The organism is Streptomyces sp. NPDC085944, from assembly GCF_040686295.1.
Classification (GTDB): Bacteria; Actinomycetota; Actinomycetes; order Streptomycetales; family Streptomycetaceae; genus Streptomyces; species Streptomyces salinarius.
The window spans coordinates 258,797-272,395 of the sequence record NZ_JBFBJX010000002.1 but is presented as its reverse complement, the minus strand read 5'-3'; the positions used below and the strand labels follow the sequence as shown (position 1 = coordinate 272,395).

Genomic DNA, 13,599 nt, shown 5'->3' with positions numbered 1-13,599 from the left:
TAGCGGCATGAAGGACAGCGACGACGAGCGCACGGCGGCACCGGACACGTCGTGCCCGCCCTGGGCGCTGCGCGAGTACGCCGTACTCGCCGACGGTGAGCGGGGAGCGGTCCTGGACCCCAGGGGCCGGATCGTGTGGCTGTGCGCCCCGCGGTGGCACGACGACGCGGTGTTCTCCGCGCTGATCGGCGGGGCCGGTCACTACACCGTGGAGCCCGCGGACCCCTGGCACGTCTGGGGCGGCTCCTACGAGGAGGGCACGCTGATCCGGGTGAGCCGGTGGGTGACCTCCGGCTGCGTGATCGAGTGCCGCGAGGCCCTGGCCATGCCGTCCCGTACGGACCGGCTCGTGCTGCTGCGCCGCATGCGGGTGGAGCGCGGTGAGGCCCGGCTTAAGCTGGAACTGGACCCGCGGCCCGGCTTCGGTGAGAGCCGGATGCGCGAACCCCGGCGGGAGGGGGGCGTGTGGACGGCCGAGGCGGAGAGGCTGCGGATGCGGCTCGCCGGGGCACCGGACGCGGTGTGGCGGGACACGGCCGGACTGTGCGGCGATTTCCGTTTGCGCGAGGGCGAGACGCACGACCTCGTACTGGAACTGTCCACGGGACGGGAGACCGAGCCGCTCGACGCCGAGGCGTTGTGGCGGGCCACGGAACGTGAGTGGCGGCAGGCGGTCCCGGACTGCTCGCGGCTGGTGGCGCCCCGCGACGCCGAGCACGCGTACGCCGTGCTGCGCGGGCTGACCAGTGTCTCCGGGGGGATGGTCGCGGCGGCCACCACGTCCCTGCCCGAGCGGGCCAACAGCGGGCGCAACTACGACTACCGCTACGCCTGGCTGCGCGACCAGTGCTACGCCGGTCTCGCGGTCGCCGCGCACGGCCCGCACCCACTGGTCGACGACGCCGTGCGCTTCGTGTCCGAGCGCATACTCGCCGACGGCGACGAAGTGCGCCCCGCGTACACGGTCGACGGCCGGCCGGTCGGGCAGGAGCGCTCCCTGCGGCTGCCGGGCTACCCCGGCGGCAACGACCACGTCGGCAACGACGCGGGAGCCCAGTTCCAGCTGGACACCTTCGGCGAGGCGCTGCAACTCTTCGCCGCGGCGGCCGCGCACGACCGGCTGACCGAGGACGCGCGGCGGGCCGCGATCCTCTCGGTGGACGTCGTCGAGCGGCAGTGGCTGAAGCCGGAGGCCGGTCTCTGGGAGCTGGAGGACCGGTGGTGGACCCACTCCAGACTGACTGTGGTGTGCGGGCTGCGGCGGATGGCGGACGTGCTGCCCGGGAAGGACGGGCGCCGGTGCGCCGACCTCGCCGACACGGTCCTGCGGGAGACCCGGCGCCGGTGCCTGCTCCCCGACGGCCGCTGGCGGCGGGCCGAGGACGACGACGGGCCCGAGGCCGCCCTGCTGGTACCGATGGCCCGCGGCTGCACCTTCGGGGACCACCACGACGCGGCGACCCGCGCCTACATCGAGTCCCGCCTGACCGAGGACGGCTACCTGTTCCGCTTCGAGCATCCCGGCGAGTCGCTCGGGGAGGCCGAGGGGGCGTTCCTGCTCTGCGGCTTCACGATGGCACTCGCCACGCACCGCGTCGGCGACCGGGTCGGCGCGTTCCGCTGGTTCGAGCGCACCCGGGCGGCCTGCGGACCGCCCGGGCTGTTCGCCGAGGAGTACGACGTGCGCCAGCGACAGCTCCGCGGCAATCTCCCGCAGGCCTTCGTGCACGCCATGATGCTGGAGTGCGCGGTACGCCTGGCCGGCGAGTCGACGCTGCCCTGACCCTCGGGCCTGCGTCCCCGACCCGTCCCCGCGTGTGGGTCGCACGCCGTGTTCCGGCACGCCGCCCGTCCGTCACGCCCCCGACGGACACGGGACGGACCGGTCCGAACCGGGTGACGCCTCGCCTGGCGCCACCTTTCTTGGGGGCGGTACCACGGCTCTTTGGGGCGGTCGCCCGGCCGGGGCGGCGAGCCCGGCAGATGCCGGCCCGGCCGAGCCGGTGGCGATTGGCCCGCGGTCGCGCGACCGGGCCCGGTGCGCGCCACCGGCGGCCTGTCGGCTCTCCGCCCCCCCTTCCCTCAAGCGGCAGCCCCCGTCACCTCCCGGTGGATCGGTGCGGCCCCGCCCGTCAGGGGGGCACCCGTGCCGCCGCGGCGGAGGGCGACGATCTCCGCCGCGATGGACAGGGCCGTCTCCTCGGGAGTGCGGGCACCCAGGTCGAGGCCGATCGGTGAACGGAGCCGCGCGAGCTCGTCCTCGGTCAGGCCCGCCTCGCGCAGCCTGCGGGCGCGGTCCTCGTGGGTGCGGCGCGAGCCCATCGCGCCGACGAACGCGACCGGCATCCGCAGTGCCTCCGTGAGCAGTGGCACGTCGAACTTGGCGTCGTGGGTGAGCACGCACAGCATCGTGCGCCCGTCGGTCGTGGTGCTGCGCAGGTAGCGGTGCGGCCAGTCGACGACGACCTCGTCGGCCTCGGGGAAACGGGCCCGCGTGGCGAAGACGGGCCGGGCGTCGCACACGGTGACGTGGTGTCCGAGGAACTTCCCCGCCCGCACCAGCGCCGCCGCGAAGTCGACGGCCCCGAAGACGATCATGCGGGGCGGCGGCACGCTGGACTCGACGAGCAGGGTGAGACCTCCGGGGCAGTGCGACCCGTCCTCCGAGAGCCCGACCGTGCCGGTCCGTCCGGCGTCCAGCAGGGCACCGGCCTCGGCCGCCGCCGTGCGGTCCAGGGCGGGGTGGCCGCCGAGACCGCCCTCACGGGTGCCGTCGGCCCGGACCAGCAATGCCCGGCCCAGCAGGTCGGACGGTCCCCGCACGACCCGGGCGAGGGCCGCGGTCCCGCCCCTGGCGGCGGTGGCCAGCGCCGCCCGGAACACCTGCCGCGCCGGCGCGTCGGCGCCGACCGGCGTGACCAGGACGTCGACGATCCCACCGCAGGTCAGGCCGACCGCGAAGGCGTCCTCGTCGCTGTAGCCGAAGCGTTCGCGGACCGTCTGGCCGCTGCGCAGGGCGTCGGTGCACAGCTCGTACACCGCGCCCTCCACGCAGCCGCCGGAGACCGAGCCGATCGCCGTGCCGTCGCTGTCGACGGCGAGGGCGGCGCCGGGCCCGCGCGGTGCGCTGCCGCCGACGGAGACGACGGTGGCGACGGCGAACTCCCGGCCCTCGGCGAGCCAGCGGTTCAGCTCGTCGGCGATGTCAAGCATCCGCGCCGCCCCCGGCCCCGGGCACCCCCGCCGCCAGCACGCGGTCGGGCCGGATCGGCAGGTTGCGGTGGCGGACGCCGGTCGCATGGCGCACCGCGTTGGCGACGGCCGCCGCGGCGCCCACGATGCCGATCTCACCGACGCCCTTGATGCCCACCGGGTCGTCCGGATCGGGATCGTCGACCCAGTCCGCCTGGATGTCGCCGACGTCGGCGTTGGTGGCGACGTGGTAGCCGGCGAGGTCTGGGGCGTAGAGGGCGCCGCTGGCCCGGTCCCGTACCGCCTCCTCGTGCAGGGCCATGGAGATGCCCCAGACCATGCCGCCGACGAGCTGGTTGCGGGCGGTGAGCGGGTTGACGATCCGGCCCGCCGCGAAGATGCCGAGCATGCGGCGCACCCGTACCTCGCCGGTGGCGGTGTCCACGGCGACCTCGGCGAACTGCGCCCCGAAGGAGTGCCGCTCCTTCTGTGCGAGGCGACCGAGTGCCTCGGTGGTGTCGGACCGCACGGTGATGCCGTCGGCCGGGATGTCGGCGCCCAGGGCGAGGCGTTCGCGCAGTTCGGCGGCCGCGGCCGTGATCGCCCAGGCCCAGGAGCGGGTGCCCATCGAACCGCCCGCGATCATCGCCGGCCCGAAGTCGCTGTCGCCGATGCGGACCCGGACCCGGTCGGGCGCGACCTCCAGCGCGTCGGCCGCGATCAGGGTGAGCGCGGTGCGGGCGCCGGTACCGATGTCGGCGGCGGCGATCCGCACGGTGAAACTCCCGTCCGCCTCGGCGGTCACCAGGGCCGTGGAGGGGCCGGCGCCCGAGTGGAAGGAGGCGGCGGCGGTGCCCGTGCCCAGCAGCCAGCGTCCGTCGCGGCGCACGCCGGGGCGGGGGTCGCGCTCGGCCCAGCCGAACCGCCGGGCACCCTCGCGGAAGCAGGCCTCCAGATTGCGGCTGCTGAACGGCAGCCCCGAGACCGGGCCGACCTCGGGCTCGTTGCGCAGGCGCAGCTCGATCGGGTCGACGCCGCAGCGCTCGGCCAGTTCGTCCAGGGCCGACTCGATGGCGAAGGAGCCCGGCGCCTCGCCCGGCGCGCGCATGAACGTCGGCGACGGCACGTCGAGCGGCGTGACCTCGTTGGCCGTGTGGTGCGCGTCGGCGTCGTACATCACCCGGGCCACGCCCGCGCTGGGCTCGACGAACTCGTAGACGGTGGACGTCTGGTTCAGCGACCGGTGTTCCAGGGCACGCAGCCGGCCGTCGGCGTCGGCACCGAGCCGCACGCGCTGGACGGTGGGGCTGCGGTAGCCGGCCAGCGAGAACATCTGGCGCCGTGTCATCACCACGCGTACCGGCCGCTGCAGTTGGGTCGCGGCCATCACGGCGGCGACCTGGTGGGCGCGCAGGCCCTTGCTGCCGAAGCCGCCGCCGATGTGCTCGGAACTCACCCGTACTGCGGACGCGTCCAGTGAGAACATGCTGGCCAGTTCGCTCTGGATCCAGGTGGTGCCCTGGTTGGAGTCGACGACCTCCAGCCGGCCGCCGTCCCACCGGGCCGTGGCGGCATGCGGCTCCATCATGCTGTGGTGCTCTTCGGGCGTGGTGTACTCCTCGTCCACCACGACGGCGGACGCGGCGAGGCCGGCCGTCAGGTCGCCCTTGGCGGTCTCGCCGGGCATGACGCCGCCGGCCGGGTGGGCGTCCGGGTGGCCGGTGGTGAGTTCGGTGTCGTGCGGCTCCTCGTCGTAGGCGACGACGAGTGCCTCGGCGGCCTCCCGGGCCTGCTCGGACGTCTCGGCGACGACGAGGGCGACCGGCCAGCCCGCGTGCGGCACCCGGTCCTGCTGGAACACGGCAGCGGTCGAGTCCGGCCGCATGCCCAGCAGACCGATGTAGTCGGTCTCGACGCGCGGTGCGTTCCCGTGGTGCAGGACGGCGAGCACGCCGGGCATGGCGAGCACGGGCTCGGTCTCGATCGCGCGGACGCGGCCGCGGGCCACGGTGGACAGCACCAGCCAGCCGTGCGCGAGGTCGGCGAAGGGGATCTCGCCGGCGTAGCGGGCGGCTCCGGTGACCTTGTCGCGGCCCTCGACGCGGGTGTGGGCGGTGCCGACGGCGCCCCGGGCCGTCGTGGGGCCGGTCGTGGCGGTGGTCATCGGGCGGCCTCCCCGGCGAGTTCGGTCAGGACGGCGACGACGAGGTTGCGCATGAGGGTCACCTTGTATCCGTTGTCGGGCAGCGGCCTGGCGGCCGCGAGTTCGGCGTCCGCGGCGGCGGCGAAGGTCTCGCCGCCGGCCGGTGCTCCGGTGAGCACGGCCTCGGCCGCGCGGGCCCGCCAGGGCCGCGAGGCGACGGCGCCGAAGGCCAGCCGGGCCTCGCGCACGACGCCGTCCTCGATGTCGAGCGCGGCGGCGACCGAGCCGATCGCGAAGGCGTACGAGGCACGCTCGCGCACCTTGCGGTAGCGGGAGCGGGCGGCGACCGGGGCGGGCGGCAGGGTGACGCCGGTGATCAGTGCGCCGGGCGGCAGGGCGGTCTCCCGGTGCGGGGTGTCCCCGACGGGGAGGTAGAAGTCGGCCAGCGGCAACTCGCCGGGTCCGTCGAGGGTTTCGTAGCCGACGACGGCGTCGAAGGCGGCGAGGGCCACGCCCATGTCGGAGGGGTGGACGGCCACGCAGTGGTCGGAGGCGCCCAGAATGGCGTGGTTGTGGTGCTCGCCGGTGAGCGCGGGGCAACCGCTGCCGGGGGCGCGCTTGTTGCAGGGCTTGCTGAGGTCGGTGAAGTAGCCGCAGCGGGTGCGCTGGAGGAGGTTGCCGCCGACGGTGGCCATGTTGCGCAGCTGGCCGGAGGCACCGGCCAGGACCGCCTGGGTCAGGGCCGGGTAGCGGCGGCGTACTTCGGGGTGGGCGGCCAGGTCGCTGTTGGTGACGGTGGCGCCGATGCGCAGGCCGCCGTCCGCGGTCTTCTCGATGCCGTCCAGGGGGAGTTCACGGACGTCGACGAGCCGGGCGGGGCGTTCGACGCCGGTCTTCATCAGGTCGACCAGGTTGGTGCCGCCGCCGAGGAAGCGGGCGTCCGGGTCGGCGGCGAGCAGGGCCACGGCGCCGGAGACGTCGTCGGCGCGCTGGTATCCGAATTCCCTCATGCCGCGCTCTCCTTCACCGTCTCGGCGGACAGGTCGCCGTCGTCGTCCCGGGCGGCAGCGGCCTCGTGGGCCTCGGCCGCGCGGGTGACCGCCTGGACGATGGAGACGTAGGCGCCGCAGCGGCACAGGTTGCCGCTCATCCGTTCGCGGATCTCGTCCGGTGTCAGGGGTGGGGGCCCGGCTTCGGGACGTACGTCCTCGGTGGCGGCGCTGGGCCAGCCGGCCGCGTGCTCCTCGATGACGGCGATCGCGGAGCAGATCTGTCCGGGTGTGCAGTAGCCGCACTGGTATCCGTCGAGGTCGAGGAAGGCCTGCTGGACCGGGTGCAGCCGGTCGCCGTCGGCCATGCCCTCGATGGTGGTGATCGCGCGCCCCTCGGCGGCGACGGCGAGGTTCAGGCAGGAGACGGCGCGGCGTCCGTCGACCAGGACGGTGCAGGCTCCGCACTGGCCCTGGTCACAGCCCTTCTTCGTGCCGGTCAGATCCAGTCGCTCGCGCAGGGCGTCGAGCAGGGTGGTGCGGTGGTCGACGGTCAGTTGGTGCTTCTCGCCGTTGATGTTCAGGGTGACGGCGCTGGACGTCGACGAGGGCGTTGGGGCCATGGTCAGCCTTCTTTGGTGTCCGGTGACAGCGGAATGTCTGTTGACAGGGCGAAACGGGCTGTAGGCAGTGGGGGGTCGTCGCGGCCGGTCGACCACCGGCCGGGGTCACGCGGCCGCGTCCGCCGCTAGACTGGGCGGGTAACCGGACAACTGTCCGCTGCTGAAAAACGTAACGGACAGCTGTCCGCTTAGCAAGGTCGGGATTCGGCCACAACCCGAAAGGGGGACGAGTGCCGCTGCCGAAGAAGGACAAGCCGGACACTCCCTTGCGCTCGGACGCCCAGCGCAACCGCGAACGCATCCTGGCAGTGGCCACCGAGGAGCTGACGCACTGCGCGGACGCCCCGTTGAGCGCCATCGCCAAGAAGGCCGGGGTCGGGCAGGGCACCTTTTACCGCAATTTCCCGAACCGCGAGGCGCTCGTCCTGGAGATCTACCGCTACGGGATGCAGCAGGTGGCCCAGGCCGCACCCGAGATGCTGGCCACCCGGGAACCCGACCTGGCCCTGCGCGAGTGGATGGACCGCCTCGCCGAGTTCGCCATGACCAAGGCGGGCCTGGCGGACGCGATCAGGCTGGTCACCAGCGCACCCGGGGCGCCGGAGAAGCCGCGTCCCACCCCGCTGGAGGAAGCGGCCGAGCTGCTGCTCCGTGCCAACCACGAGGCCGGCACGATCCGGCCCGGAGTGACCGGGGACGACTTCTTCCTCGTCCTCGGCGGTCTGTGGCTGATCGGGCCCGGCGAGGACTGGCAGCCGCGGGTCACCCGGTTCCTGGACTTCGTCATGGACGCCCTGCGCGCGGGAGCGCCAGGCCGGTGACCGCGCCCCGGAAGCGGTAGCGGCGCTCGGGACGGCCCGCCACGCCGTAACGCAGCGAGACCTCCGCGCTGCCCACGGTGTGGAAGTACTCCAGGTATCTGCGCGCACTCACCCGGGAGATCCCGGTCAGCGCCGCGCACTCGCTGGCCGACAGGGTGCCGTCCGCCGCCCGCAGGGTGCGCTCGACCAGTTCGGCGGTCTCCACACTCATGCCCTTGGGCAGCGCGGCGGCCGTGGCCGTCTGCGCCGCGGCCCCGGCCAGCACGCGGTCGACGTCGGCCTGGCTGCGCACGACCGTGCCGAGCAGCCGGCCCCGCTGGACGGCGTAGCGCTCGAGCCGGACCCGCAGGTCCTCGAACTCGAACGGTTTGAGCAGGTAGTCGACGACGCCCTGCCGTACGGCGCCGCGCACCGCGTCCGCCTCGCGGGCCGCGCTGATCACCATGACGTCGCAGTCGTGGCCCGCGGCGCGCAGCCGCGGGATGACGTCGAGGCCGAAGACGTCCGGCAGGTACAGGTCGAGCAGGACCAGGTCGGGGCGCAGTTCACCGACGGCGGTGAGCGCCTGTTCCCCGGTGCCGGCGACACCGAGGACCCGGAAGGGCTCGACCCGTTCGACGAACGCGCGGTGGACGCGGGCGACCATGAAGTCGTCGTCGACGACGAGCACGCCGATCGCGGCGGCGGCACGGGGCGCCTCCGGGTTCGCGGCGGCCGGGGTGGCCGGGTGGGCGGCGCCGGCGGTGCCGGCCGAGGCGGTCGCGTCGGCCGAGGCGGTCGCGTCGGACGTGCCGCGCGTAGCCGTCATGGTGCTGCTCCTTCCGCCACCGCGTCGGTGAGGTGGCTGACGGTCATGCGTGCGGTGAACATGGCACCCTCGGGGGTGTTGGTCACCGAGATCTCACCGCCGTGACGTTCGCAGACCAGCCGGGTCAGCGCCAGGCCGATGCCGCGCTCGCCCTGCCGGGCGGCCTTGGTGGTGAAGCCGTGGGAGAAGACCTCCCGGGCCAGTTCGGGCGCCACGCCGGGCCCGGAGTCGCGGACCACGATCTCGACGCTGGCGGCGTCCTGCCGCAGCTCGACCTCGACCCAGGCCTCGTGTTCGCCGCCCGGGGCCGCGGCGGCGTCCACGGCGTTGTCGACGAGGTTGCCGACCACGGTGGCCACGTCGGCGGCGTCCGCCGGCTCCAGCCGGTCCAGCGCGGTGCGGTCCGAGACCCGCAGGGCGACCCGGCGCTCGGCCGCGAGGGAGGACTTCGCGGTGATCAGCGCGGCCACGGCGGTGTCCCGGACCCGGCGGCTGAGGGTGACGTCCAGGGACTGGCGGCGCTGGTTGAGGCCGCGGACGTAGCGCACCACTTCCTCCTGTTCGCCGATCTGGATGAGCCCGGAGATGGTGTGCAGCTGGTTGGCGAACTCGTGGGCCTGGGCGCGCAGCAGCTCGGAGGTGGAGCGGAAGGAGCCGATCTCGCGCTCCAGGCGGGCCAGTTCGGTGCGGTCGCGCAGGGTGGTGACCGAGCCGAGCGGGCGGCCGTGCTTGGTGACGGTCATGCGGTTCATGACCAGGACCCGGCCGTTGCGGACGACGACCTCGTCGCGCGGCCCGGCGGCTTCGGGCGTGACACCGGCCAGGACGTCGCGGAGCCGTCCGTCGATGCCGAGCCCGTCCAGGCTCTGGCCCACGCAGTCGGCGGGGAGGTCGAGCAGGCGCCGGCCCATCTCGTTGACCAGGGTGAGCCGGTGCTGCGGGTCGAGCGCGACGACGCCCTCGGCGATGCCGTAGAGCATGGCCTCCCGGTGCTCGGCGAGGCCCGCGATCTCGCGCGGCTCCAGGCCGAGGGTCTGCCGTTTGACGCGCCGGGCCAGCAGCCAGGAGCCGACCACGCCGAGGCCGCTGGCGATGCCGAGGTAGGCGAGGAGGTAGGAGGAGGCGCCGTTGAGGCGCTGCCACACCGTCGGGTCGGCCTCGCCGACCATCACCGTGCCGAGGTGCCGGCCGAGGGTCCCCCTGGTCGCCCCGATCACCGGGACCTGGGCGACGAGCTCCCGGCTGCCCCGCACGGTCAGCGGCCCCGACCAGCCACTCCCGGCACCGGCGCCCTCCCCGCGCGGCAGCCGGGCGCCGATCAGCGTGGGGTCGGTGGAACTGACGACGCGTCCATCGGCGTCGGCCACGGTGACGGAGGTGACCCCGGACTGGGTCTGCGTGGAGTTGACCAGCGGGGCGAGGGCCTCCTGCGGCACCGGGCGCAGCAGCTGGCTGCGGACCAGCGGCGTGGCGGCCAGCTGTTCGGCGAGGGCGGTGACCCGGCGGCCCTCGACTCGGTTGAAGGTGGCCCTGGACTGGGCGAGCGAGACGGCGGCGACCGCGAGCAGGACGACCACGACGATGGCGAGCTGGAGGACCAGCATCTCGCCCGCGAGGGTCTGACGGCGGAAGGTGGGGGCCACGGCGGACTCGTTCTCGGCTCACGGAGCGGGCTGGGGTGGGGACGGGGATGCGGTGACCGGCCGGGGGCCGGTGGGTGTGCCGGGTCGCCATCATGGCGCCCACCTGCGGCGAGGGAAAGGGCCGCGCCCTCGATGTGCCTGCTTCGCAATGAACCGGCGATCCGACGGCGATGTGACGCCGCGCATCGGTCACGGGGTTGTGGCGACCGCAATGAACACAACCTCCCTTGGTTCCGCAAGGAAGACACGAGACAGGCCCGCGGGCACCATGTGGCCCACGTCACCCTCCCCCACAGGGCTCCTCCCCCGTACCGCTCTACCCGACCGACAGGTGGTGTCATACGTGCGCCTGCGCACCCCCCTTGCCCTGCTCGGGGCCGCCGTGCTCGTGCTGGCCGGACCGCCGTTGCTCTCCATGGGCGACGACTCGGACTCCGGCACCCAGATCCCCGGCCTGCGCTTCATGGTTCCCAACACGCCCGGCGGCGGTTACGACATCACCGCCCGCACGGCCGCGAAGAACGCCGAGGACGCCGGGCTCACGCACAACATCGAGGTGTTCAACCTGCCCGGCGCGGGCGGCACCGTGGGCCTCACCCGGCTGGTGAGCGAGCACGGCAACGGCAAGCTCGCCATGTCCATGGGCCTCGGCGTCGTGGGCGCCGTCCGCTCCAACCACGCCCCCAAGACCCTCGCCGACGCCACGCCGATCGCGCGGCTCACCGAGGAGCAGGACGTCGTCGTGGTCGCCAAGGACTCGCCGTACAAGACGATCGACGAGCTGATCGGCGCCTGGAAGAAGGACCCGGGCAAGATCCCCGTCGGCGGTGGTTCGTCGCCGGGCGGGCCCGACCACCTCGCGCCGATGCTGATGGCGCAGGCCGCCGGGATCCAGCCGAAGTCGGTCAACTACATCCCGTTCGACGGCGGTGGCGAACTGCTCGCCTCGATCCTCGGCAACAAGGTCGGCTTCGGGGTGTCCGGCGTCGGCGAGTACCTGGACCAGATCAGGGCCGGGGAGCTGCGGGTGCTCGCGGTGACCGGACCCGAGCGGGTGGACGACCTGAAGGACGCGCCCACGCTCAAGGAGTCCGGCTACGACGTGAACTTCACCAACTGGCGCGGCATCGTCGCCCCGCCGGGCCTGTCCGAGGCACAGCGCAACAAGCTCACCCGGCTGTTCGAGGAACTGCACGACTCGCCCGAGTGGAAGAAGTCCATGGACCAGAACGGCTGGGACGACGCCTTCCTGACCGGCGAGGGGTTCGGCGACTTCCTGGACGCCCAGGACAAGCGCGTGGTGTCGGTACTGAAGGAGCTGGGACTGTGACGACGCGGACCGAACTCCCCGAGGACCAGGAGAAGACGGCCGCCGGCCGGCGCTCGTGGCTGCGCGAGCACTCCGAACTCGGCGTGTGCGTCCTGCTGCTGGCGCTCGGTGTGCTCGTCCTGACCGACGCGCTCACCATGGACGTCGACATCACCCAGCGCGGCCCGGTCGGACCCAAGACCGTGCCGATCGTGGTCGGCGCCGGCCTGCTGGTGATCGCGGCGCTGCTCGCCGTCGACGTGCTGCGCGGCGGCCGGGGCGAGGCCGAGGGCGGCGAGGACATCGACCTGTCCGAGCCGGCGGACTGGCGCACGGTGCTGCTGCTGTCCGGGATCTTCCTGGGCGCCGCGGCCCTGATCGAGCCGGCCGGCTTCCCCGTGGCGGGGGCGCTGCTCTTCTGGGGCGCCGCCTTCGCGCTCGGCAGCCGCCGCGTGGACCGCGATCCGCTGATCGCCGGGGTGCTGTCCGTGATCACCTACGTCGTCTTCGACAAGCTGCTCGGAGTGCCGCTGCCCGGCGGTCCGCTGATGGGAGTGCTCTGACATGAACGCCCTCACCTCCCTCATGGACGGGTTCGGTACGGCCCTCACCCCGCTCAACCTGCTGTGGGCCGCTCTCGGCGTGCTGCTCGGCACGGCCATCGGCGTGCTGCCCGGCATCGGCCCGGCGATGGCGGTGGCGCTGCTGCTGCCGGTGACGTACGGCCTTGACCCGGTCGCGGCGTTCATCATGTTCGCCGGCATCTACTACGGCGCGATGTTCGGCGGTTCGACCACCTCCATCCTGCTCAACACCCCCGGCGAGAGTGCCGCTGTGGTCGCGGCCATGGAGGGCAACCCCATGGCCAAGGCGGGGCGCGGCGCGCAGGCGCTGGCGGCCGCGGCCATCGGTCACTTCGCGGGCGGCATGATCGGCACGATCCTGCTGGTGGCGCTGGCCCCGACGGTCGCCGACCTGGCCGTGGACATCGGCGCGCCGGACTACTTCGCCATCATGGTGCTGGCGTTCATCGCCGTCACGTCGGTGCTGGGTTCCTCACGGGTCAGAGGCCTGGCCTCGCTGCTGATCGGTCTGACGATCGGCCTGGTGGGCCTGGACCAGATGACGGGCCAGCAGCGGCTGACCTTCGGTTCGCTGCAACTCGCCGACGGCGTGGACGTGGTGATCGTGGCGGTCGGTCTGTTCGCGATCGGCGAGGCGCTGTGGGTCGCGGCCCATCTGCGGCGCGGGGCGGCCGAGCCGATCCCGGTGGGCCGTCCGTGGCTCGGCCGCGGTGACGTGAGGCGCACCTGGAAGTCCTGGCTGCGCGGTCCGCTCATCGGCTTCCCGTTCGGCGCGATCCCGGCGGGCGGCGCGGAGATACCTACGTTCCTGTCGTACGTCACGGAGAAGCGGCTGTCCAAGCACAAGGACGAGTGGGGCAAGGGCGCCATCGAGGGCGTGGCGGGGCCCGAGTCGGCCGCGTCGGCCTCGGCGGCGGGCACGTTGGTGTCCATGCTGACGCTGGGCCTGCCGACCACCGCGGTCGCGGCGGTCATGCTGGCCGCCTTCCAGCAGTACGGCATCCAGCCGGGCCCGCTGCTCTTCGAACGCGAGCCCGAGCTGGTGTGGGGTCTGATCGCCTCGCTCTTCGTCGGCATGGTGCTGCTGCTCGCCCTGAACCTGCCGCTGGCGCCGGTGTGGGCGAAGCTGCTGCGCATCCCGCGGCCGTACCTCTACGCGGGGATCATGTTCTTCGCGGCGGTCGGCGCCTACGCCGTCGGCGGTGAGGTGATCGACCTGGTGATCCTGCTGGTCATCGGTCTGATCGGGTTCGGCATGAGGCGCTACGGGCTGCCCATCCTGCCCGCCGTGATCGGCGTCATCCTCGGCCCGAACGCCGAGCAGCAGCTGCGCCGCGCCCTGCAGATCAGCGACGGCAGCGTGTCGGGCCTGGTCAACACGCCGTTCTCGGTGACGGTGTACGCGGTGATCCTGCTGCTGCTGGCCTGGCCGCTGGTGAAGCGGCTGGTGGGGCGGACGCGGGCGAACGCTTGATCCCGAGCCGGTC

The 13,599-nt window shown here is 73.5% G+C and carries 11 protein-coding genes; 5 read left to right on the top strand and 6 right to left on the bottom strand.

The window, feature by feature from the left end; all coding sequences use genetic code 11:
• Positions 1 to 7 precede the first annotated feature (7 nt).
• Complete coding sequence (locus AB0P07_RS04925) at positions 8 to 1,783, top strand: glycoside hydrolase family 15 protein (RefSeq protein WP_365545177.1); 1,776 nt, start codon at positions 8 to 10, stop codon at positions 1,781 to 1,783.
• A gap of 299 nt (positions 1,784 to 2,082) precedes the next feature.
• On the opposite strand, the gene AB0P07_RS04920 is transcribed toward AB0P07_RS04925, so the two are convergent.
• Genes AB0P07_RS04920 through AB0P07_RS04905 form a run of 4 tightly spaced genes read right to left on the bottom strand, consistent with a single transcriptional unit; the run spans position 2,083 to position 6,947 of the window.
• A complete protein-coding gene (locus AB0P07_RS04920) occupies positions 2,083 to 3,213 on the bottom strand; it encodes an XdhC/CoxI family protein (RefSeq protein ID WP_365545174.1) in 1,131 nt (376 codons plus the stop codon).
• Positions 3,206 to 5,356: a xanthine dehydrogenase family protein molybdopterin-binding subunit gene (locus tag AB0P07_RS04915; protein WP_365545171.1), complete on the bottom strand. Its 2,151-nt coding sequence runs from the start codon at positions 5,354 to 5,356 to the stop codon at positions 3,206 to 3,208. Before AB0P07_RS04915 ends, AB0P07_RS04920 begins: the two co-directional genes overlap by 8 nt.
• Entirely contained in the window at positions 5,353 to 6,345 is a 993-nt protein-coding gene (locus tag AB0P07_RS04910) for a xanthine dehydrogenase family protein subunit M (RefSeq protein ID WP_365545167.1), read from the bottom strand. The genes AB0P07_RS04915 and AB0P07_RS04910 overlap by 4 nt, the downstream gene beginning before the upstream one ends.
• Positions 6,342 to 6,947, bottom strand: coding sequence for a 2Fe-2S iron-sulfur cluster-binding protein (locus AB0P07_RS04905; RefSeq protein WP_365545165.1), 606 nt, complete (start codon positions 6,945 to 6,947; stop codon positions 6,342 to 6,344). Before AB0P07_RS04905 ends, AB0P07_RS04910 begins: the two co-directional genes overlap by 4 nt.
• A gap of 230 nt (positions 6,948 to 7,177) precedes the next feature.
• Between AB0P07_RS04905 and xdhR the strand changes: the two genes are divergently transcribed.
• Positions 7,178 to 7,768 (top strand): purine salvage operon transcriptional regulator XdhR, encoded by a 591-nt coding sequence (gene xdhR, locus AB0P07_RS04900; RefSeq protein WP_365545162.1) that lies wholly within the window; start codon positions 7,178 to 7,180, stop codon positions 7,766 to 7,768.
• On the opposite strand, the gene AB0P07_RS04895 is transcribed toward xdhR, so the two are convergent.
• Both AB0P07_RS04895 and AB0P07_RS04890 read right to left on the bottom strand, forming a co-directional pair.
• Positions 7,731 to 8,576 carry a response regulator gene (locus AB0P07_RS04895; RefSeq protein WP_365545159.1) on the bottom strand — a complete coding sequence of 282 codons (846 nt, stop codon included), beginning with the start codon at positions 8,574 to 8,576 and terminating at the stop codon, positions 7,731 to 7,733. The two genes, xdhR and AB0P07_RS04895, sit on opposite strands and share 38 nt — an antisense overlap.
• A complete protein-coding gene (locus AB0P07_RS04890) occupies positions 8,573 to 10,219 on the bottom strand; it encodes an ATP-binding protein (RefSeq protein WP_365545156.1) in 1,647 nt (548 codons plus the stop codon). The genes AB0P07_RS04895 and AB0P07_RS04890 overlap by 4 nt, the downstream gene beginning before the upstream one ends.
• Positions 10,220 to 10,562: 343 nt before the next feature.
• Between AB0P07_RS04890 and AB0P07_RS04885 the strand changes: the two genes are divergently transcribed.
• From AB0P07_RS04885 to AB0P07_RS04875, 3 genes are read left to right on the top strand one after another with little or no spacing between them, the layout of a single operon-like run.
• On the top strand, positions 10,563 to 11,549 hold the full coding sequence (locus AB0P07_RS04885; RefSeq protein ID WP_365545153.1) for a tripartite tricarboxylate transporter substrate binding protein: 987 nt from the start codon (positions 10,563 to 10,565) through the stop codon (positions 11,547 to 11,549).
• Positions 11,546 to 12,091 (top strand): tripartite tricarboxylate transporter TctB family protein, encoded by a 546-nt coding sequence (locus tag AB0P07_RS04880; RefSeq protein WP_365545150.1) that lies wholly within the window; start codon positions 11,546 to 11,548, stop codon positions 12,089 to 12,091. Before AB0P07_RS04885 ends, AB0P07_RS04880 begins: the two co-directional genes overlap by 4 nt.
• Before the next feature lies 1 nt (position 12,092).
• Entirely contained in the window at positions 12,093 to 13,586 is a 1,494-nt protein-coding gene (locus AB0P07_RS04875) for a tripartite tricarboxylate transporter permease (RefSeq protein ID WP_365545147.1), read from the top strand.
• Positions 13,587 to 13,599 lie beyond the last annotated feature (13 nt).

Bases quoted from the DNA above. Each gene is read 5' to 3' on its own strand.
- AB0P07_RS04925 (WP_365545177.1), top strand. From the start codon at position 8: ATGAAGGACAGCGACGACGAGCGCACGGCGGCACCGGACACGTCGTGC.
- AB0P07_RS04875 (WP_365545147.1), top strand. From the start codon at position 12,093: ATGAACGCCCTCACCTCCCTCATGGACGGGTTCGGTACGGCCCTCACC.
- AB0P07_RS04915 (WP_365545171.1), bottom strand. From the start codon at position 5,356: ATGACCACCGCCACGACCGGCCCCACGACGGCCCGGGGCGCCGTCGGC.
- AB0P07_RS04920 (WP_365545174.1), bottom strand. From the start codon at position 3,213: ATGCTTGACATCGCCGACGAGCTGAACCGCTGGCTCGCCGAGGGCCGG.
- AB0P07_RS04910 (WP_365545167.1), bottom strand. From the start codon at position 6,345: ATGAGGGAATTCGGATACCAGCGCGCCGACGACGTCTCCGGCGCCGTG.
- AB0P07_RS04895 (WP_365545159.1), bottom strand. From the start codon at position 8,576: ATGACGGCTACGCGCGGCACGTCCGACGCGACCGCCTCGGCCGACGCG.
- AB0P07_RS04905 (WP_365545165.1), bottom strand. From the start codon at position 6,947: ATGGCCCCAACGCCCTCGTCGACGTCCAGCGCCGTCACCCTGAACATC.